The following is an 18775-nucleotide window of genomic DNA, read 5'->3' as shown; positions in this document are numbered from 1 at the left end:
AAAGATGAATCGAACCGACACCCTGACGACCCCACCGCGCGCCATCGAGCAGTTGCTGCTGGAGCCGATCGAAGCGATCATCCCGCACCGCGGCACGATGCTGTTGATCGACGCCGTGGAGCGCTGCGACACCACCTCCCTGAGCGCGCGCGCGACGGTGCATGCCGACGCCTGGTATGCCGACCCCGAAGCGGGCGGCGCGATGCCCGCGTGGATCGGCATCGAACTGATGGCGCAGGCGATCGCCGCGCACGTCGCGTTGTGCGCGATGCAAAGCGGCGGCCGCGCGCGTCCCGGCGTGCTGCTCGGCTCGCGCAACTACACGGCGCACCGGCCGAACTTCGCCGCCGGTGCCCGTTTATTGATCCAGATCACCGAACTGTTGCGCAGCGAGGCCGGTCACGGCGCTTATGAGTGCACGATTCACGACGGCGAGCTGTTGTGCGCGGACGCCGTCATCAAGGTTTTTCAGCCGCCCGATTTTCAGTCTTTTATCGAAGGGAGTGTCAGTTCATGAGCCGGCGTGTTCTCGTTACCGGCGCAAGCCGCGGCATCGGTCGCGCGATTGCGTATCAGTTGGCCGCCGACGGCTTCACCGTCTCCGTGCATTGCCGCACGGGACGCAGCGAAGCCGAGGCGGTCGCCACCGGTATCGCCGCGCAAGGCGGCACGGCGCGCGTGCTGCAGTTCGACGTGCGCGAGCGCGCCGTCTGCCGCGAAGTGCTCGAAGCCGACGTCGCGGCGCACGGTCCGTACTACGGCATCGTCTGCAGCGCGGGCGTGACGCGCGATGCGGCGTTTCCCGCGCTCACCGAAGAAGATTGGGACATCGTGATCGAAACCGGTCTCGACTCGTTCTACAACGTCGTGCATCCGCTCACCATGCCGATGGTGCGGGCGCGCAAGGGCGGACGCATCGTCACGATCGCGTCGGTGTCGGGCGTGATGGGCAATCGCGGCCAGGTGAATTACAGCGCGGCGAAAGCCGGACTGATCGGCGCGACCAAGGCGCTCGCGGTCGAACTGGCGACGCGCAACATCACGGTGAACTGCGTGGCGCCGGGTCTGGTCGATACCGGCATGCTCGACGACGTGCCGCTCGAACACGCATTGAAGACGGTGCCGATGAACCGCGTCGGGCAGCCCGCCGAGGTGGCCGCGGTGGTCGGCTTCCTGATGTCGGATGCGGCCTCGTATGTCACGCGCCAGGTGATCGGCGTCAACGGCGGGATGGTGTGATGAAACGTGTCGTCATAACCGGAATGGGCGGAGTCACGGCGCTGGGCGACCAGTGGGACGCGATCGAAGCGCGCCTGAAAAGCGGCGTGAACGCCGTGCGGCGCATGCCCGAGTGGGATTACTTCGAATCGCTGCATACGCGACTCGCGTGTCCGCTGCCGGATTTCACGGCGCCCGCGCATTATCCGCGCAAGAAAATCCGTTCGATGGGACCGGTGTCGATGTACTCGGTACGCGCCAGCGAACTCGCGCTCGCCGACGCCGGTCTCGCCGGGGACGAGCGCATCAAGGACGGCCGCATGGGCGTCGCGTACGGTTCGTCGTCGGGCTCGGTGCAGCCGATTCGCGCGTTCGGCACGATGCTCGAAACCGGCTCGATGAGCGACGTCACGTCCAACAGCTACGTGCAGATGATGCCGCACACCACGGCGGTCAACGTCAGTCTGTTCTGGGACCTCAAAGGCCGGATCATTCCCACCTCGTGTGCGTGCGCGTCGGGCAGCCAGGCGATCGGCTACGCGTACGAAGCCATCCAGGCCGGCAAGCAGACCCTGATGCTGGCGGGCGGCGCGGAAGAACTGTCCGGGCCGGCGGTCGCGGTGTTCGACACGCTGTATGCGACCAGCACGCGTAACGACGAGCCGCAACTCACGCCGCGCCCGTTCGATGCGGCGCGCGACGGCCTCGTGGTCGGCGAAGGCGCGGCCACTCTGGTGCTCGAAGAATACGAGCATGCGCTGGCGCGGGGCGCGCGCATTCACGCGGAAATCGTCGGCTTCGGCTGCAATTCGGACGGCGCGCATATGACGCAGCCGACCGCGCACACCATGGCGCTGGCGATGCAACTGGCGCTGCGGGACGCGCGTGTGTCGCCCGACGAAATTGCTTATGTGAACGCGCACGGCACCTCGACGGATCGCGGCGACATTGCCGAGAGTCACGCCACCGCGCAGACCTTCGGCGAGCGTATGCCGATCAGTTCGTTGAAGAGCTACGTCGGGCATACGCTCGGCGCCTGCGGTGCGCTCGAAGCGTGGTGGACCATCGAGATGATGAAGCGCAACTGGTTCGCGCCGACGCTGAATCTGCAGAACGTCGATCCGGCCTGCGCGCCGCTCGATTACATCGTCGGCACGGGGCGCGAGATCGACGCCGGGTATGTGATGAGCAACAACTTTGCGTTCGGCGGCATCAACACGTCGCTGATTTTCAGGCGCGTCCGATGAGCGTCGCGCTGCCGCGAGTGGTCGTCACCGGCATGGGTATCGTGTCGTGTCTCGGCAATACGCTCGACGACGTGGCAGCCGCGTTGCGCGCGGGCCGCTCGGGTATCGTGCGAATCGACGCGTGGCGCGAGCGGGGTTTTGCCTCGCAGGTGGCGGGCGTCGCGTCGGTGGCGCAAGAGCCGCCGTTCGAACGCAAGCTCGAACGCTTCATGGGCGACACGGCGCGCTTTGCCTGTCATGCCGCACGCAAGGCGATCGACGACGCGAGGCTCGACGCGACGACGCTGCGCTCGCCGATGGCCGGCGCGGTGATCGGCTCCGGCGTGGGTGCGCTCGCCGGTTACGAGGCGGCCGTTGCGACCGCGCACACGCGCGGCGTGGATAAAGTGCCGCCGTACACGGTGGCGCAGACCATGAGCAGCACGGCGGCCGCCAATGTCGCGCAGATGGTGGGACTGGAAGGCGTCAGCTATGCGCCGTCGTCGGCCTGCACCACCTCCGCACTGGCGCTCGGTCAGGCCATGCAACTGATCCAGACCGGCCGCCAGCAGATCGTGCTGGCCGGCGGCAGCGAGGCGCTGCACGACAACGTCACGCTGATGTTCGATGCGATGGGCGCGTTGTCGCGCCGCTTCAACGAGAGTCCGCAGCACGCGTCGCGTCCCTACGACAGCGCGCGTGACGGCTTCGTGATCGCGTCGGGCGGCGGCGTGCTGGTGCTCGAAGCACTCGACCATGCGCTGGCGCGCGGCGCCCCTATCGTCGCTGAACTGACGGGCTTCGCCGATTGCACGGATGGCGATGCGATGGTCGCGCCGCGTGCCGCGGGCATCGCGCGGGCAATGCGGGGTGCAATGCGCGATGCGGACAGGCGGCCCGACTACATCAATACGCACGCGCCCTCGACGCCGCTCGGCGATCTCGAAGAACTGCGCGCGTTACGCGAGGTGTTCGGGGCCGACGTGCCGGCGTTTTCGTCCACCAAAGGGCTGACCGGGCACTCGCTCGGCGCATGCGGCGTGCACGAAGCGATCTATACGTTGCTAATGATGCGCGACGGTTTTATCGCCGGGACAGCAGAAGTCGGGACGCAGGACGCGGCGCTCGACGGCATGCCGCTCGTGCGCTCGACGCGCGACGCGCGCATCGGGACGGCGATGTCGGTGTCATTCGGGTTCGGCGGCAGTTGCGCGAGCCTGATGTTCGAAGCATGGCAGGGCGGTTGAAGAAGCCGCCACCATTCATTAAAGGGTAGGGAGATAACAATGAAAAAACTGTGTGGATTGGCTGGTCTGGGTTTGTTGGCTGCTGCGCTGAGCGGGTGCGCGACCCAGGTGAAATCGCTGCCGCTGGCGGCGGCCGGCGGCGAATCGCGGGGCGACGTGCAGGTGTATTTTGGCCAGCAGGATCACCCGGCGGTGCAGCGTCAGGTGGGTAGCGTATCGTACTCGGTGCGCATCGCGCGTCAGGTCGCGAGCCCCGAGGAAGCGTGCCACAAGGCGCTGACCGAGGCGGTGCAGAAACTGCGGAACGCCGCGCGCGAGCGTCACGCGAATGCGGTGATCGACGTGTCGACGCGCTTTCACAGCACGGAGACGAATTCGTCGACCGACTTTACGTGCGGCGTGAGTCCCAGTGCGGCGGCGCTGGCGGTGAAAGGGCAACTGGTCGTGCTGGATAGCAACTGAGCAGCAACTAAGCAGCAACTAAAGCGTCATGCGTAAGTCCGATCGCAGCGCTTTAGCCGGGAAGGCGGTTTTAGTTTCTGACCGCCGCCACGTTGACCAAAGTTTCGCGACGCTTACCCGGCTGCGGACGGCTCAGGCCGATCCGTTCGAAGAGGCCGAAGTCTTTGGCGCGGCTCCACCAGAGATACGGTAGCGACACGTTGTGCTGACCGAACGAGAAGCCGCCGCGGCGAATCATGTCGAGGTAGCCGTCCGCGCTCTTCTGCACCTGCATCGGGTGACGGAACAGCAGGCGGATCACCCACGATCTGATGTACGCATCGGTGGATTCGGCGAACAGCAGCAGGCCGCCCGGCTTCAGTACACGGCGGAACTCGGCGAGTGCGCGGTCCTGTTCGACGAGATGATGGAAGGTTTGATGGCAGAACACGATGTCCGCGCTCGCATCCGGCAACGGCAGTTTCGCGCAGTCGCCATGCAGCAGGTCGATATCGGCGATTTGCGCGCGGCAGGCATCGGCCGCTCGTGCGGCCAGCGCCAGCGAAGGCGCATGAAAGTCGACGCCGATCAGCCGGCGCGGTTTGAACGCGTCGGCCAGCAGGCGAAACGAGATGCCCTGGCCGCAACCTGCATCGACGATCACCGGTGCGTGCGGCAGCGGCGTGTCGATCAGACGCACGAGATCGTCGATCGCCACGCGCAAGACGTGATGCTCCCAGGTGTGGGTGCGCAGGAACCAGATGCCGAACGCCGTTTCCGGCACGAACGGGACACGGGATGTTTCGGATGGCGACAAGCTGGGCTCCCGGCGAAAGAGGGGTCTCGCTGCTGTCATGCAAGCCTGGACATCAGGTAGCGACACGCAACGACACGCGATTCTAACGACAAGTCAGGCCGCCGCGGCACGCTTTTGCGCCGCGGCTGGCAGGCCAACGAGTTGAGGCAATCTTGAAGACACAATCGTCAACGCGCATCGCGGTCGATGTCGCGATCATCGGCGCCGGTCCCTCGGGCGCCGTCGCCGCCGCGCTGCTGCGCCGCGCGGGCCGCTCCGTGCTGGTGCTGGAGCGCGAGCATTTTCCACGTTTTTCGATCGGCGAGAGCCTGTTGCCGCAGAGCATGGCGTATCTCGAAGAGGCCGGCATGCTGCAGGGGGTGGTCGAGGCCGGCTTTCAGTACAAGAACGGCGCGCACTTCGTTTATCGCGACCAGAGTTCGTCGTTCGACTTTCGCGACAAACATACGGCGGGTTGGGGCACGACCTATCAGGTCGAGCGCGCGGTGTTCGACGACCTGCTGATTCGCTGCGCGGCCGGGCAGGGCGCCGAGGTGCGCTTCGGCCACACGGTGCGCGCGATTCATCCCGGCGCGCGGCCGCTCGTCGATGTGGTGGACGAGGCCGATCGCCCTTATCAGGTCGAAGCGCGCTTCGTGTTCGATGCGAGCGGCTTTGGCCGCGTGCTGCCGCGTCTGCTGAATCTCGAAGCGCCGTCCCGCATGCCGACGCGCGCCGCGCTTTTCACGCACGTGCGCGACGGCATTCCGGCCGGCGCGACCGATCGCAACAAGATCTGCGTGGCGACGCATCCTGAGCGGCGCGACGTGTGGTTCTGGATGATTCCGCTGGCGGGCGGACGCTCGTCGGTGGGCTGTGTGGCCGACGCCGCTTTTCTCGCCGTACCGGAAGCGGAGCGCGAAGCCAGGCTGCGCGCGCTGATCCAGCAGGAGCCGACGCTTAGCCGGTTGATCGGCGACGCGCCGTTTCTGATGCCGGTGCGGCATATTGGCGGCTACTCGGCGAACGTCGAGCGCCTGCACGGTCCCGGTTATGCGCTGCTCGGCAACGCGGGCGAATTTCTCGATCCGGTGTTCTCCTCCGGCGTGACCATCGCGCTGCGCTCCGCGCATCTCGCGGTCCAGACGCTGAACCGGCAACTGGATGGCGAGCAGGTCGACTGGACGACCGCGTACGACGTGCCGTTACGCAAGGGCATCGACACATTCCGCGCGTTCGTCGAGCGCTGGTACACCGGCGAATTGCAGGACATTATTTTCTACCCGGACCAGACACCGTCGATTCGCCGGATGATCAGCGCGGTGCTGGCAGGCTATGCGTGGGACGAGACCAATCCGTACGTGGCCGATCCCGCCCGGCGTTTGAATGCGTTGCACGACGTGTGCACGCAGAAATGAACGGAGCGCCGTAGCGCTCCGCTTCGACGAGCCTCGAATCAGGCAACGGCCTGCGCGCGCGGCGCCGTCTGCCGCACGTCGTCGCGCCGATGCACCCGCTTGCCGGCCGCATACGTCTCGTAGATCGCGCGGTCGTCGCCGAGCAGCGCGAACGCGAACAGCAGTTCTTCGAGCGATTCGGTGCGTCCCGTGCGGCGTGCGAGCAGCGGCGTCGCCTGCGGATCGAGCACGACGAAATCGGCTTCGGAGCCCGGCTTCAAGGTGCCGATCCTGTCCGCGAGATCGAGCGCTTGCGCCGCGCCCGCCGTGGCCAGATAAAACATGCGCGTCGCCGTCAAATGATGGCCGCCGAGGCGCGCCACCTTGTGCGCTTCGTTCATCGTCTGCAGCATCGAGAACGACGTCCCGCCGCCGACGTCCGTCGCGAGCGCGATCGGCATGCCGGCCGCGTCGGCCTTGTCGAAGTCGAACAGGCCGCTGCCGAGAAACAGGTTCGAGGTCGGGCAGTGCGACGCGACCGTGCCGGTTTCCGCCATGCGCTTGCGGTCCTGCTCGTCGAAGTGGATACAGTGCCCGTACACCGCACGCCGCCGCAGCAGACCGTAGTGGTCGTAAATGTCCAGATAGCTGCGATGACCGGGGAACAGATCGGCGACCCACTTCACTTCGTCGGTGTTTTCCGCGACGTGGCTCTGGATGAAAATGTCCGGATGCTCGCGCGCCAGCACGCCGCAGGCTTCGAGTTGCGCTTCCGTGGACGTGGGTGCGAAACGCGGCGTGAGCGCATACATCTGCCGGCCACGGTTATGCCAGCGGCCGATCAGTTCGGCGCTGTCGTCGTAGCCCGATTGCGCGGTGTCGCGCAGGAACTCGGGACAGTTGCGGTCCATCAGCACCTTGCCGGCCACCATCCGCAGATTGCGCGCTTCGCTCTCGCTGAAGAGCGCATCGGCCGATTCCTTGTGCACCGTGCAGTACACCAGCGCCGTGGTCGTGCCGCACGCCAGCAGTTCGTCGACGAAGAAACTCGCGGTGTCGCGCGCGTAGGCCGGGTCGGTGAAGCGGCGCTCGGTCGGGAAGGTGTACGTGTTGAGCCATGGCAGCAGGCCCGGCGCCGGCGAGGCGATCATGTCGGTCTGCGGGTAGTGAATGTGCGTATCGATGAAGCCCGGCACGATCAGCTTGCCGCGCAGGTCGTGCACGGGTGTGCCCGGTGCGAGTCGCGAAGCCAGAGCCGCATACGCGTCCGCTGCGACGACGTGGCCGTCTTCGACGATCAGGAGACCGTCTTCGTGGAAGACGGCCGCATTCGGCGCGTGCGCCGGGTCGCCGTTGAAGCCCAGCAGTTGGCCGCGGTAGGCCGTTTGTGCCGCCGAGGCGGGCGCGTTTGCTTGATCACTCATGAAAAAAACCGTCTCCAGATTTGCTTAAGACAAACAGCGCAGCGGGCGGCGAAGGCTTTGAGATCGGGCCGCCATGCCGCCGCTGCGATTCATCGGCCCGTCAGTGCGGGCCGCCTTGATGCCAGTGCGCATCGAGCTTCGCGATCAGCGCGTCGCGTTCCGCCGGCGTCACGAACGACGCTTCGAAGCTGTTGCGGATGATCGTGTAGACCTCGTCCTCGTTCAGCTTCAAGGCCTCGACGATGGCCACGTAGTTTGCGTTCACGTAGCCGCCGAAATAGGCCGGATCGTCGGAATTCACGGTGACTGCGACGCCGCGATCGAGCAGGTCCTTGAGCGTGTGTTTTGTCATGTCGTCGAACACGCAGAGCTTCAGGTTCGACAGCGGACACACGGTGAGCGCCACGCGCGAATCGGCGAGGCGCGTGACGAGCGCGGGGTCTTCGATGCTGCGCACGCCGTGATCGACGCGATCGACTTTCAGCAGATCGAGCGCTTCGTAGATATACGACGGCGGCCCTTCTTCACCGGCATGGGCGACCAGCTTCAGACCCAGCGCGCGCGCTTTGGCGAACACCCGCTCGAACTTGGACGGCGGATGGCCGCGCTCCGACGAATCGAGCCCGACGCCGATCAGCCGATGCCTGTACTGCTCGAATAACGGCAATGCTTCGTCGAAAGTGGCGAGCGCGTCTTCTTCGGAAAGATGGCGCAGGAAGCACAGAATCAGCTTGCTCGTCATGCCGCGCTGTTCCGCGTCGGCCAGCGCGCGTTCGATGCCGGCGACGGCGGTCGCGATCGGCACGCCGCGTTCGGTGTGTGTCTGCGGATCGAAAAAGATTTCGCTGTGAATCACGTTGTCGGCGAGGCAACGCTCGACGTACGCGCTCGTCATGTCGTAGAAGTCCTGCTCGTGCAACAGCACGCTCGCGCCTGCGTAGTAGATGTCGAGAAACGATTGCAGGTCGGTGAACGCATAGGCCGCGCGCAAGGCGTCGATCGACTCGTATGCGAGCTTCACGCCGTTGCGTTGGGCGAGTGCGAAGATCAGTTCGGGTTCGAGCGAGCCTTCGATATGGATATGCAACTCGGCCTTCGGCGCGAGCGCCGTTTTCTCGATGAGCGGCGTGAGGTTCAATGTCGTTGTCGTTGTCGTCATGGTCGGTCAGGTGGTTCGTTGAGTCGGGTCGTGCCGGATGCGCGTGCGGTGTTCTTTTCAGACCGGCTGCGCTGCGCCCGTGCCCGCGTTCGCGTTCGCTTCCACGGCTTGCAGGACCTGCGCGGCCGCCGAGATGGCAATGATCTCCGGCGACTTGTCGACGATGCCGTCGACGCCGAGCGGGCACTTCATCCGTGCAATCTGCGACGGGTCGATGCCGCGCGCCGCCAGCCGATGCTCGAACTGCTTGCGCTTGCTATGCGAGCCGATCATGCCGAAAAACGCGAAATCGCCGCGCCGCAGAATACGTTCGGCGAGATCGAGGTCGAGCGCGTGGTTATGCGTCATCACGATGAAATACGTGTTCGGCGCGGCTTCGTCGATGGCCTGATCGGGCGCATCGTTAGGATCGATCCTGACGTTCGGCGCGTGCAACGTCTCCACGGGCGGAAACTGTGCGTCTCGCTCGTCGACCCAGCGCACCGTGCAAGGCAGCGTGGCCAGCACGCGCACCAGCGCCGCGCCCACGTGGCCCGCGCCGAACAGCACGAGTTTGAAGTCGCCCGGCACGATGGTTTCGGTGAGCAGCGCGCCGCTGTCGTCGAAACCGGCGCCGTCCCACAGCAGGCAGTCGGCAGTGTCGACCCCGGGCTCGGGGTCGGACAGCATCACCGCATCCGGTGCGGGGCCGAATGATACGCTACGCACGGTCGGCAGGCCCGCGGCCACGCGCTTGGCGAGCGACGTGATCCAGCCGAGATCGCCGATATCGAGCCGCTCGAACGCGAGAATCACCGCGCCGCCACAGCACTGGCCGAGACTCGGGCCGAGCGCGAAGCGTTCGAGGCGCCGCATGTGCGGCGAGCGCATGCCGTCGCGTAACACCTGGCGCGCGGTCTCGATCGCTTTCCATTCGAGGTGTCCGCCGCCGATGGTGTGTTTGGCCGAGTCGCGCGTGACGATCATCCGGGTGCCGGGTTCGCGCGGCGCCGAGCCTTCCACGCGCGCGACCGTCACCAGCACGGCGGCGTCGCCGTGTGCGAGAAGGTGCTGCAGATCAGGTAGCCAGGCTTGCATCCGGCGGTTCTCCTACGTGGCCGCGCGACGCGCGTGCGGCCGGTTGGGCGGACGGGTGGCGCGCTGTGTTGCAGGCTGTGTTGCGCGCTGTGCTTCCCGCTGTGCTTCCCTTTACTCGTCCGCGATGAGGGGTTTTCATGCGTTCGTTGCGGCCGGCGAGCCGGTCGTCGCTGTTGTCGGTGCTGTTGCTGTTGCTGTTGTTGTTGTCGGTGCTGCTGTCGACGTGCCGGTCGATGAGCTTGCAACCGTTGCTTGCAGCGCGTCCAGCGCGTCCAGAATCGCCTCCGGTGTGGCCGGCGCACGCAATGCCGGAGCAACCGGCGCGCCCGGCACGGCGGCGGCGAGGGCGTCGCGAATCGCGAGGAAGACCGAGAAGGGCAGCAGCAGCGGCGGCTCGCCGACGGCTTTCGAGCGGAACACAGTCGGCTCGGCGTTGCGGTTCTGATAAAGCTGCACGTTGAACGCGTCGGGCGTATCGCTGACAGCGGGAATCTTGTACGTCGACGGCGCATGCGTCATCAAACGGCCATCGCGGTTCCACCACAACTCTTCGGTGGTGAGCCAGCCCATGCCCTGAATGAAACCGCCTTCCACCTGACCGATGTCGATGGCGGGATTGATCGACTGTCCAGCGTCGTGCAGGACGTCGGCGCGCACGAGCTTCCATTCGCCGGTCAACGTGTCGATCACCACTTCGGACACGGCCGCGCCGTACGCGAAGTAATAAAACGGATGACCGGTCAGCGTTTTAGCGTCCCAGTGCACGCGTGGTGTCGTGTAGAAACCGTCGGACCACAACTGCACGCGGGCCAGATAGGCGGCGCCCACGAGTTGTGTGAACGGCATCGCGCCGCCGTTGACCGACACCTCGCCATCGGCAAACTGCACGTCCGCGGCGTTGCCGCCGAGTTGCCTCGCGGCGAGTTCGGCGAGGCGTTCGCGGATGGTTCGTGCGGCGGCTTCGGCGGCCTTGCCGTTCAGATCGCTGCCGGTGGAAGCCGCGGTCGCCGAGGTGTTGGCGATCTTCGACGTATCGGTCGCGCTCACGCGTACGCGCGAGAGCGGCAAACCCAACTCGTTGGCGACCACTTGCGCGACTTTTGTGTTGAGCCCCTGGCCCATTTCCGTGCCGCCGTGGTTCACGAGGACCGAGCCGTCCTTGTACACATGCACGAGCGCGCCGGCCTGGTTCAGAAACGGCACGTTGAACGAGATACCGAATTTCACCGGCGAAAACGCGAGGCCGCGCTTGAGCACCGGACTCGTCGCGTTGAATGCGGCGAGCGCGGCGCGGCGCGCGCGATAGTGGCTGGTGTCGAGCAGTTCGTCCGTGAGCGGCGCGATGACGTTGTCTTCGACACGTTGCCCATACGGCGTGGTGTCGCGCTCGCCCACGCCGTAGTAGTTGACGACGCGCACGTCGAGCGGATCCCGGTTCAGTTGCCGCGCGATGCTGTCGAGCATCACTTCCATCACCAGCGCGCCCTGCGGTCCGCCGAAGCCGCGAAACGCCGTGTTCGACTGCGTGTTGGTCTTGCAGCAGAGCGCGACGATGTCGACGTCGGACAGATAGTACGCATTGTCGAAATGGCACACGGCACGGGTGGCGACCGCGCCGGACAGATCGGCGGAATAGCCGGCGCGCAGTGCGATTTCCACGCGCGCGCCGAGAATGCGGCCCTGGTCGTCGAAGCCGGCTTCGTATTCGTAGATCGCGTCGTGACGCTTGCCGGTAATCATGAAATCGTCGTCGCGATCGGCGCGCAATTTCACGGGGCGTCGCAGACGCTGCGCCGCGAGTGCCGCGATGCACGCGAACAGCGCCGATTGCGATTCCTTGCCGCCGAAGCCGCCGCCCATGCGCCGGCATTCGCACACCACGTTGTGCGCGGGCCAGTCGAGCATATGTGCGACCACCTGCTGCATTTCGCTCGGATGCTGCGTCGAACTGTAGACGAGCATGCCGTCCATTTCCTTCGGCACCGCGTAGGCAATCTGGCCTTCGAGATAGAACTGCTCCTGGCCGCCCACTTCGAAACTGCCGCTGATCCGGTGCGGCGCGGCGGCCATTCGCGCATCGGGGTCGCCGCGCTTCAGATGCAGCGGCGGCAACACGAACTGCTTGCGCGCCTTTGCTTCGGCCGGCGTGAGAACGGCTTCGAGCGGTTCGTAGCGCACCACGTCGTCGCTCTTTGCGAGCGACGCGGCACGCCGCGCCAGCTCATGATTTTCGGCGATCACGGCGAACACCGGCTGACCGAGATACAGCACTTCGTCGACCGCGAGAATCGGATCGTCGTGCAGCACCGGGCCGCAGTTGTTTTCGCCGGGAATGTCTGCCGCGCTCAGGACCGCGATCACGCCGGGGGCTCGACGCACGGCGTCGAGGTCCATCGACACGATGCGCGCATGCGCGTGCCGCGACAGGCCGAGCGCGGCGTGCAGCGTTCCGGTCAGTTCGGCGACGTCGTCGGTATAGGTGGCTTCGCCGCTCACGTGCAGCGCCGCCGATTCGTGCGGCAGGGACACGCCGATGGCGGTGCTGCCCGCGTCGAATGTGGACTGGCTCGCCGCGTGTTCGAGGAACGGATCGATGCGGTTCATTACGACGGCTCCTTCGCGGCGGCGGTTTCCCCGGCGCCGATGTCGAACGCGAACGCGTTCACGTCGAAAAGGCTGAGCGGGGCGGCGTCGCGGGTTTCGAGGTGGAAGCGCCACAGCAGGTTGCGCGCCACTTTGAGGCGATATGCGCTCGAGGCGCGCATGTCGGAGAGCGGCTGGTAGTCGGCGGCGAGCGCGTCCATCGCTCGCCGCGCGGTGTCTTCGGTCCAACGCGCGCCGTTGAGGACGGCTTCGGTGTGCGTCGCGCGCTTCGGCGTGGCCGCCATGCCGCCGAAGGCGATGCGGGTCTGGCCGATGGTGCCTGCTTCAGCGGGATCGGTGCCGGGGGTGACGTGGATGGCGAAGGCCGCGCAGACCGCGGAAATGTCCTGATCGTAGCGCTTCGACACCTTGTAGGTGCGCACGCGCAGGCTGCCCGTCGGTCGCGGGATGCGCAGCGCGGCGACGAATTCGCCCGCTGCCAGCGCTGTTTTCTGATAGCCGAGGTAGAAATCTTCGAGTGGCAGCGTGCGGGTTGTGACGCCGTGGCGCAGCACGACTTCAGCGCCGAGGGCGAGCAGGACCGGCATCGAATCGCCGATCGGCGAGCCGTTCGCGACATTCCCGCCGAGCGTGCCGGCATTGCGGATGGGTAGCGACGCGAAGCGCGTCCACAGTTCGGCGAGTTCGGGGGAATCGGCGGCGAGCGCCGCGTACGCGTTTTCCAGCGTGACGGCCGCGCCGATCGTCAACGTCTGCGCGTCGCGGCCGATCGTCTTCAGTTCGGCGACGTTGCCGATATACAGGATGTCGCCCAGATCGCGAAACTGCTTGGTCACCCACAGACCGACGTCGGTGCTGCCGGCCAGCAGGCGTGCTTGCGGCAGATCGGCGCGCAGCGCGGCGAAGGCGTCGAGCGTGACGGGGGCGTGGAAACTGGGGGAGCCGAACGCGGCACCGCGCGTGTCGGGGGCCTGGTAGGTGAACGTTTCGCGGCGTTGCAGCGCGCTCAGGGTAGCGGCGAGCGTTTCACGGTCCAGCGTGACGCGCGGGTAATGCGGATAGTCGAACATTTTCTGCGTGGCGTCGACAATCGGCCGGTAGCCAGTGCACCGGCACAGATTGCCCGACAGCGCCGCGTTGATTTCGTCGCGGGTGGGCAGGCCCGCGTCGGCCGGCTGATTCTCGTAGAGCGCCCACATCGACATGACGAAGCCGGGGGTGCAGAAGCCGCATTGCGAACCATGGCAGTCGACCATGGCCTGTTGCACAGGGTGAAGCGAGCCGTCGGCGGCGCGCAGGTCTTCGACGGTGAACAGGGCTTTGCCGTCGAGTGTAGGCAGGAACTGGATGCAGGCATTGACCGCTTTCAGCTGGACGGTGCCCTCGGCGTCGAGTTCGCCGACGACGACGGTGCAGGCTCCGCAGTCGCCTTCAGCACAACCCTCCTTGGTGCCCGTGCAATGCAGATCTTCACGCAGATGCTGCAGCACGGTGCGCGATGCAGGGATGTTCGCGACTTCGCGGACGGACCCCTGGTGGTAGAAGCGGATGGTTTGCGATGTCATGGCGAATCTCAAAAGACAGTGCGGACCGGGCGCGCGTTACGCAGGGGGTCGTGCCGGAGCCCCCTCGCGCACGTAGATCGCCATCCAGGCAGGACGATAGCATTACCTTATCCTGAAAATATTCCCATGCCCGCATGAAGCTTATGCGGACGCGGGCATGAGATCAGTACGATTCGTGTGAGGCGGGGAAGTTGCGTGGAGGATTGATAAGAGGTGGACGGCTGCGGGCGGTTGCGGAGGGGCGGAAGGGTGGGGCGGCCCCGCCGCTCGGTGGGGAGCGGCGGGTGGCGCGAATGTGGACGGGTTTGGACGGATTTGTGGACGATTCAGGAAAAGCGGCGGCGATTGCGGGACAAACTCAGCACCAGCGGCAGGAAAGCCACGATGAAGGCCACCAGCGACCACATCGGCAATGTCAGACCGAGAATCGGCGGATAGGCTGTTTCGCACAAACCGGCGACTTTGAACACGCCCGGCAGCCAGTGCGCGGGGGGCAAACTGTCGACGACCGGCTGCAGCGCGTCGAAACCGCAGCTGAACCCCGGATGCGCCTGCACATAGACATGACGCGCTGCGGTCACGATGCCACCCAGGGCGGACAGCGCCGCGAGCACTTCCAGCAAACGCACGCCGCGCCAACTGTCGAAGCGTGCGCCGAGAAACGCGAAGATGGCGATCAGCAGGAAGAAATAACGTTGGATGATGCACAGCGGACAGGGATCTTCGTGCAGCCCGTACTGGAGATACAGCGCACCGGCCACGAGGGCGACGCAGATGAGGCCAAGCAGAACCAGCAGGGAGCGCTCGCGGCGCAGTATCGCATTGTCGTTATTCATGGATCTTGTAGCGGTCTGGGTACGGGAAAGGCGGGTGCCCGCGATTCTAGCGCGAACGTTCCTGGTGACGCAGATTTCAGGTGCGCTGGTGGCGCTGGTGGCGCTGGGCGCGCGGGCACGAGGCTCGCGGGCACAGGGCGCGCGCGCTGCGATGGGTGGGATGGATGCACCAAGTAGGCTGTTCCGCGGCGCGTGTTTCTCATCTCGGACTTTATGCGGGGAGTGGGTCTTCTGCCTTGATGCGCTGCGCTCGGCGGCTGTCCCCCGGACTTCCCAAGGTTCAACGGATCGCGTTCAGTACCGCCTCCGCGCCACGGCCGAGCGCGAGCAGGCCGTCGTCGGCGTTCGGCGCCCCGGCCAGCATCAGCCCGACCGGCGCCTCGCCGCGCAAATGGCAAGGCAGCGACAGCGCGCAGCTATCGAGGAAGTTGAACACGCTCGGATTGCGCAAAATCAGCGCGTTGGTCCGACCGAACGCGGCGTCGTCGGCCAGATCGGCGACTCGCGGCGGCAACACCGGCACCGTGGGCGCGACCACCGCGTCGAACCGCTGCCACAGCGTGCGCGCGGCTTCGGCCAGCATGGCCTCACGCTCCGCAAGCAGGTCGAGATAATCGACCGCGCTGGCAGGCTGGCCTTTGAGGATGCGCACCAGCACGCGCGGGTCGTACTGCTCGCGATGCTTGTCTAGCAGAGGGCGATGCCACGCATACGCTTCGATTGGCGAGAAACCGAAGCGGTTGATGTCGGCGAGGCGCTCGAGCGGCGCAAAGCGCACTTCGCTGACGATGGCGCCCGCCGCTTCCAGATGTTTGAGTGCCGTGTCGATTGCGGCGGCCACCGCGGGCTCCACGCCATCGGTCACGAAATTGGTCAAAACGCCGAGACGCACGCCTTCGAGTGGCCGGGCCGCGGGAATGCGCGGCTCGAGGCCGGCCAGCATGCGGTCGACCAGCGCGCAGCAGGCGACGGAGACGCCTATCGGGCCAAATGAATCCAGGGTGGACGACAGCGGCACGCCGCCTTGCTTCGGAATGCGGGCGGCGGTCGGTTTAAAGCCGGTTAGTCCGCATAGCGCTGCCGGGATACGGATCGAGCCGCCGGTGTCGGTGCCGAGCGCGACCGCCGCCATGCCGTCCGCCACCGATGTCGCCGCGCCCGACGAAGAGCCGCCCGAAATACGCTCGTCGCCCGGCACGTCCCGCCGGTAAGGTGATAACGGATTGCCGTAATGCGGATTCAGGCCGAGCCCGGAAAAAGCGAACTCGCTCATGTTGGTGCGTCCGACCAGCACGGCGCCGGCCCGCTTCAGGCGCGCGACCGCGACTGCGTCCGCGGCGGCGGGCGGTGCGTCGGCGAGGACGACTGAACCGGCGCGGGTCGGCTGACCTTCGACATCGAACAGGTCTTTGACCGACACCGGAATGCCGGCGAGCGGCGACAGCACGGTGCCGGCGGCCCGTAGCCGGTCGTGCGCGTCGGCGGCGGCGCGCGCGTTCCCGGCGTCGACATGCATGAAGGTCGCCGAGCCCTGACCGGCCGGATCTTCGATGCGCTCCAGCGCAGTTTCGACCAGCGCACGACTCGTGGTGCGGCCGGCGGCCAGGTCGGCGGCGAGTTGGGCGAGCGGCGGGAAAGGGGTGAATTCAGTGGCCATGGTGTTGGGTGAAAAACCGGTTGAGTGCATTTGTTGACGCTGCACACGCCTGAGTTGTCAGGCGGAGCGAGCGCGAGCAAGCGGCGTGAGCCCGGACAGACAGGTGCTTTCAGTAACGTCCGCATTGTAGAGCAAGGTTTTGCGCGGCCTGCCCCTCGAATCGGGGGGTATTTCGGGAGCGCGAAGGGTGGGTGCGCACCCACCCGAAAAATCCCGGGGACTATGCCTTTTGGCCAATGGGGCGAGCCTTCCGCGTTTGCTACACTGCGTCTCTTCGAGGATTACTTTTTGTAAGGGACGCATCCATGCATCAGGGCATTGGCTTCATTCAGGATCTGGCGGTCGTGATGGCGCTCGCCGGCGTCGTCACCGTGCTGTTCCATCGCCTGAAGCAGCCAGTGGTGCTCGGCTACATCGCGGCCGGCGTGATCATCGGCCCGTACACGCCGCCCTTCCAGCTGATTCACGACGAACAGACCATCCAGACGCTCGGCGAACTCGGCGTGGTGTTCCTGATGTTTTCCCTCGGGCTTGAATTCAGCCTGCGCAAGCTCTTCAAGGTCGGCGCGACGGCTATCGTCGCGGCGCTCTCGGAAATCGTGCTGATGCTGTGGCTCGGCTACGAGATCGGCAGCGCGTTCGGGTGGAGTTCGATGGACTCGCTGTTTCTCGGCGCCATTCTCGCCATCTCGTCGACCACCATCATCGTCAAGGCCTTGTCGGAGCTTGGTTTGAAGCGCGAGAGTTTCGCGCAACTGGTGTTCGGCATTCTGATCGTCGAGGACATTCTCGCCATCGCGATGCTGGTGCTGCTCTCGGGCATCGCGCAGACGGGGCAGTTGAGCGCCGGCGTCGCCGTGGTCACGCTCGGCAAGCTATTGCTGTTCATGACGGTATCGCTGGTGGTCGGCATTCTGGTCGTGCCGCGCGCGCTGAACTATGTGGCGCGCTCGCGCAGCGACGAGATGTTGCTGGTGTCGGTACTCGGCTTCTGCTTCGGGTTCTGCCTGCTGGTGGTGAAACTCGACTACAGCATCGCGCTCGGCGCGTTCCTGATCGGCGCAATCATGGCCGAATCGCGCCACCTGCACCGCATCGAGCATCTGATCGCGCCGTTGCGCGACGCGTTCTCCGCCATTTTCTTCGTGACCATCGGCCTGATGCTCAACCCGGCGGTGCTGGTCGACTACGCATGGCCAATCGCGGTCATTACCGTGGCGGTGATCGTCGGCAAGATCGTGTCCTGCGGCCTCGGCACCTTTCTCGCCGGCAAGGACGGCCGCACGGCAATGCGGGTCGGCATGACCGTGTCGCAAATCGGCGAGTTCTCGTTCATCATCGCGTCGCTCGGCCTGACGCTGAAGGTGACGAGCGCGTTTCTCTATCCGATTGCCGTGGCCGTATCGGCTTTGACCACGTTGTTCACCCCGTATCTGATCCGTGCGGCGGACCCGCTCACGCAGCGCCTCGGTCACGCCATGCCGCGCACGCTCGCCAACGTTTTCGGTCTGTATGGGCAGTGGTTGCGCAGTCTGAGCACGGAGACCGGCGGGCCCACGGTTTTCAGCATGACGCGGCGAATCGTTTTACAGATCGCCGTCAATCTGGCGCTGGTCGCGGCCATTTTCCTGATCGTGTCGTACAGCGCCCCCTATACGAGCGCGTGGCTGGCGCATTGGGTCGTTTCCGAGCCGATGCAACGCGTGGTGTTATGGAGCGCGGCGCTGGTCGTGTCGCTGCCGTTTCTGGTGGCGGTCTACCGAAAGACGAAATCGCTTGCGTTGCTGCTCGCCGAGGTCAGCGTGCAGCCGGCCATCGCGGGGCGCTTCACCAGCGCCATTCGCTACGCGATCTCCGATCTCGTTCCGGTGGTGTCGATGGTCGGCGTGTTCCTGCTGGTTGCGGCCCTGTCGGGCGGCATCCTTCCTCCCACGGGCCTGCTGGCGGTCGTGCTGCTTTGTGCCGGCTTGCTGCTAGCCCTGGTGTGGCGCTGGTGCGTGAAAATTCATGCGGCCATGCAAATCGCGCTGCGGGAAACGTTCGACGAGCAGCCCGACCCGTAACCGTGGAAGGGAAGTCATTGCCCGCGACAATGTGAGCAATTGTGTGCGTGTTTGCGGGGCCTGGT

Annotated in this window: 15 protein-coding genes; 7 read left to right on the top strand and 8 right to left on the bottom strand. The window is 65.7% G+C overall.

Features of this window, described 5'->3' with window-relative positions; translation table 11 throughout:
• Positions 1–4 precede the first annotated feature (4 nt).
• The 5 genes from FQ746_RS22430 to FQ746_RS22410 are packed head-to-tail and all read left to right on the top strand — an operon-like array spanning position 5 to position 4153.
• A complete protein-coding gene (locus FQ746_RS22430; protein WP_144111831.1) occupies positions 5–517 on the top strand; it encodes a hotdog family protein in 513 nt (170 codons plus the stop codon).
• Complete coding sequence (locus FQ746_RS22425) at positions 514–1239, top strand: 3-ketoacyl-ACP reductase FabG2 (RefSeq protein WP_144111830.1); 726 nt, start codon at positions 514–516, stop codon at positions 1237–1239. The genes FQ746_RS22430 and FQ746_RS22425 overlap by 4 nt, the downstream gene beginning before the upstream one ends.
• The gene (locus tag FQ746_RS22420; protein ID WP_144111829.1) at positions 1239–2465 is read left to right on the top strand and encodes a beta-ketoacyl-ACP synthase; all 1227 of its coding nucleotides are present in this window, start codon (positions 1239–1241) and stop codon (positions 2463–2465) included. The genes FQ746_RS22425 and FQ746_RS22420 overlap by 1 nt, the downstream gene beginning before the upstream one ends.
• Complete coding sequence (locus tag FQ746_RS22415) at positions 2462–3691, top strand: beta-ketoacyl synthase N-terminal-like domain-containing protein (RefSeq protein WP_144111828.1); 1230 nt, start codon at positions 2462–2464, stop codon at positions 3689–3691. Before FQ746_RS22420 ends, FQ746_RS22415 begins: the two co-directional genes overlap by 4 nt.
• 39 nt (positions 3692–3730) lie before the next feature.
• Entirely contained in the window at positions 3731–4153 is a 423-nt protein-coding gene (locus FQ746_RS22410) for a signal peptidase (protein ID WP_144111827.1), read from the top strand.
• 70 nt (positions 4154–4223) lie between these two features.
• On the opposite strand, the gene FQ746_RS22405 is transcribed toward FQ746_RS22410, so the two are convergent.
• The gene (locus FQ746_RS22405; protein ID WP_144111826.1) at positions 4224–4949 is read right to left on the bottom strand and encodes a class I SAM-dependent methyltransferase; all 726 of its coding nucleotides are present in this window, start codon (positions 4947–4949) and stop codon (positions 4224–4226) included.
• A gap of 152 nt (positions 4950–5101) precedes the next feature.
• Between FQ746_RS22405 and FQ746_RS22400 the strand changes: the two genes are divergently transcribed.
• Positions 5102–6346, top strand: coding sequence for an NAD(P)/FAD-dependent oxidoreductase (locus tag FQ746_RS22400; protein WP_144111825.1), 1245 nt, complete (start codon positions 5102–5104; stop codon positions 6344–6346).
• Positions 6347–6384: 38 nt separating this feature from the next.
• On the opposite strand, the gene guaD is transcribed toward FQ746_RS22400, so the two are convergent.
• The 7 genes from guaD to FQ746_RS22360 form a co-directional block, all read right to left on the bottom strand.
• Positions 6385–7749 carry a guanine deaminase gene (guaD, locus tag FQ746_RS22395; RefSeq protein WP_144111824.1) on the bottom strand — a complete coding sequence of 455 codons (1365 nt, stop codon included), beginning with the start codon at positions 7747–7749 and terminating at the stop codon, positions 6385–6387.
• 100 nt (positions 7750–7849) lie between these two features.
• Complete coding sequence (locus tag FQ746_RS22390; protein WP_144111823.1) at positions 7850–8908, bottom strand: adenosine deaminase; 1059 nt, start codon at positions 8906–8908, stop codon at positions 7850–7852.
• A gap of 57 nt (positions 8909–8965) precedes the next feature.
• Complete coding sequence (gene xdhC, locus FQ746_RS22385) at positions 8966–9985, bottom strand: xanthine dehydrogenase accessory protein XdhC (protein WP_144111822.1); 1020 nt, start codon at positions 9983–9985, stop codon at positions 8966–8968.
• Between the two features lie 135 nt (positions 9986–10120).
• Positions 10121–12589: a xanthine dehydrogenase molybdopterin binding subunit gene (gene xdhB, locus FQ746_RS22380; protein WP_144111821.1), complete on the bottom strand. Its 2469-nt coding sequence runs from the start codon at positions 12587–12589 to the stop codon at positions 10121–10123.
• Positions 12589–14154 carry a xanthine dehydrogenase small subunit gene (gene xdhA / locus FQ746_RS22375; protein WP_144111820.1) on the bottom strand — a complete coding sequence of 522 codons (1566 nt, stop codon included), beginning with the start codon at positions 14152–14154 and terminating at the stop codon, positions 12589–12591. The genes xdhB and xdhA overlap by 1 nt, the downstream gene beginning before the upstream one ends.
• 326 nt (positions 14155–14480) lie before the next feature.
• Positions 14481–14990, bottom strand: coding sequence for a disulfide bond formation protein B (locus FQ746_RS22365; protein WP_144111818.1), 510 nt, complete (start codon positions 14988–14990; stop codon positions 14481–14483).
• A gap of 280 nt (positions 14991–15270) precedes the next feature.
• Positions 15271–16647, bottom strand: a complete 1377-nt coding sequence (locus FQ746_RS22360; RefSeq protein ID WP_144111817.1) for an amidase — start codon at positions 16645–16647, stop codon at positions 15271–15273.
• Positions 16648–16952: 305 nt separating this feature from the next.
• Here FQ746_RS22360 and FQ746_RS22355 point away from each other — a divergent pair, with 305 nt between their 5' ends.
• Positions 16953–18710, top strand: a complete 1758-nt coding sequence (locus FQ746_RS22355) for a cation:proton antiporter (protein WP_144111816.1) — start codon at positions 16953–16955, stop codon at positions 18708–18710.
• Positions 18711–18775 lie beyond the last annotated feature (65 nt).

The sequence above is a fragment of the Paraburkholderia sp. BCC1886 genome (assembly GCF_900996245.1).
In the GTDB taxonomy this organism is placed as follows: domain Bacteria; phylum Pseudomonadota; class Gammaproteobacteria; order Burkholderiales; family Burkholderiaceae; genus Paraburkholderia.
This window is presented reverse-complemented; position numbering and strand designations above follow the sequence as displayed.

Excerpts from the sequence above, each read along its gene's own strand:
- FQ746_RS22425 (WP_144111830.1), top strand. The coding sequence starts at position 514 with ATGAGCCGGCGTGTTCTCGTTACCGGCGCAAGCCGCGGCATCGGTCGC.
- FQ746_RS22420 (WP_144111829.1), top strand. The coding sequence starts at position 1,239 with ATGAAACGTGTCGTCATAACCGGAATGGGCGGAGTCACGGCGCTGGGC.
- FQ746_RS22360 (WP_144111817.1), bottom strand. The coding sequence starts at position 16,647 with ATGGCCACTGAATTCACCCCTTTCCCGCCGCTCGCCCAACTCGCCGCC.
- FQ746_RS22410 (WP_144111827.1), top strand. The coding sequence starts at position 3,731 with ATGAAAAAACTGTGTGGATTGGCTGGTCTGGGTTTGTTGGCTGCTGCG.
- xdhB (WP_144111821.1), bottom strand. The coding sequence starts at position 12,589 with ATGAACCGCATCGATCCGTTCCTCGAACACGCGGCGAGCCAGTCCACA.
- xdhA (WP_144111820.1), bottom strand. The coding sequence starts at position 14,154 with ATGACATCGCAAACCATCCGCTTCTACCACCAGGGGTCCGTCCGCGAA.
- FQ746_RS22430 (WP_144111831.1), top strand. The coding sequence starts at position 5 with ATGAATCGAACCGACACCCTGACGACCCCACCGCGCGCCATCGAGCAG.
- FQ746_RS22365 (WP_144111818.1), bottom strand. The coding sequence starts at position 14,990 with ATGAATAACGACAATGCGATACTGCGCCGCGAGCGCTCCCTGCTGGTT.
- FQ746_RS22355 (WP_144111816.1), top strand. The coding sequence starts at position 16,953 with ATGCATCAGGGCATTGGCTTCATTCAGGATCTGGCGGTCGTGATGGCG.
- FQ746_RS22390 (WP_144111823.1), bottom strand. The coding sequence starts at position 8,908 with ATGACGACAACGACAACGACATTGAACCTCACGCCGCTCATCGAGAAA.
- FQ746_RS22415 (WP_144111828.1), top strand. The coding sequence starts at position 2,462 with ATGAGCGTCGCGCTGCCGCGAGTGGTCGTCACCGGCATGGGTATCGTG.
- xdhC (WP_144111822.1), bottom strand. The coding sequence starts at position 9,985 with ATGCAAGCCTGGCTACCTGATCTGCAGCACCTTCTCGCACACGGCGAC.
- guaD (WP_144111824.1), bottom strand. The coding sequence starts at position 7,749 with ATGAGTGATCAAGCAAACGCGCCCGCCTCGGCGGCACAAACGGCCTAC.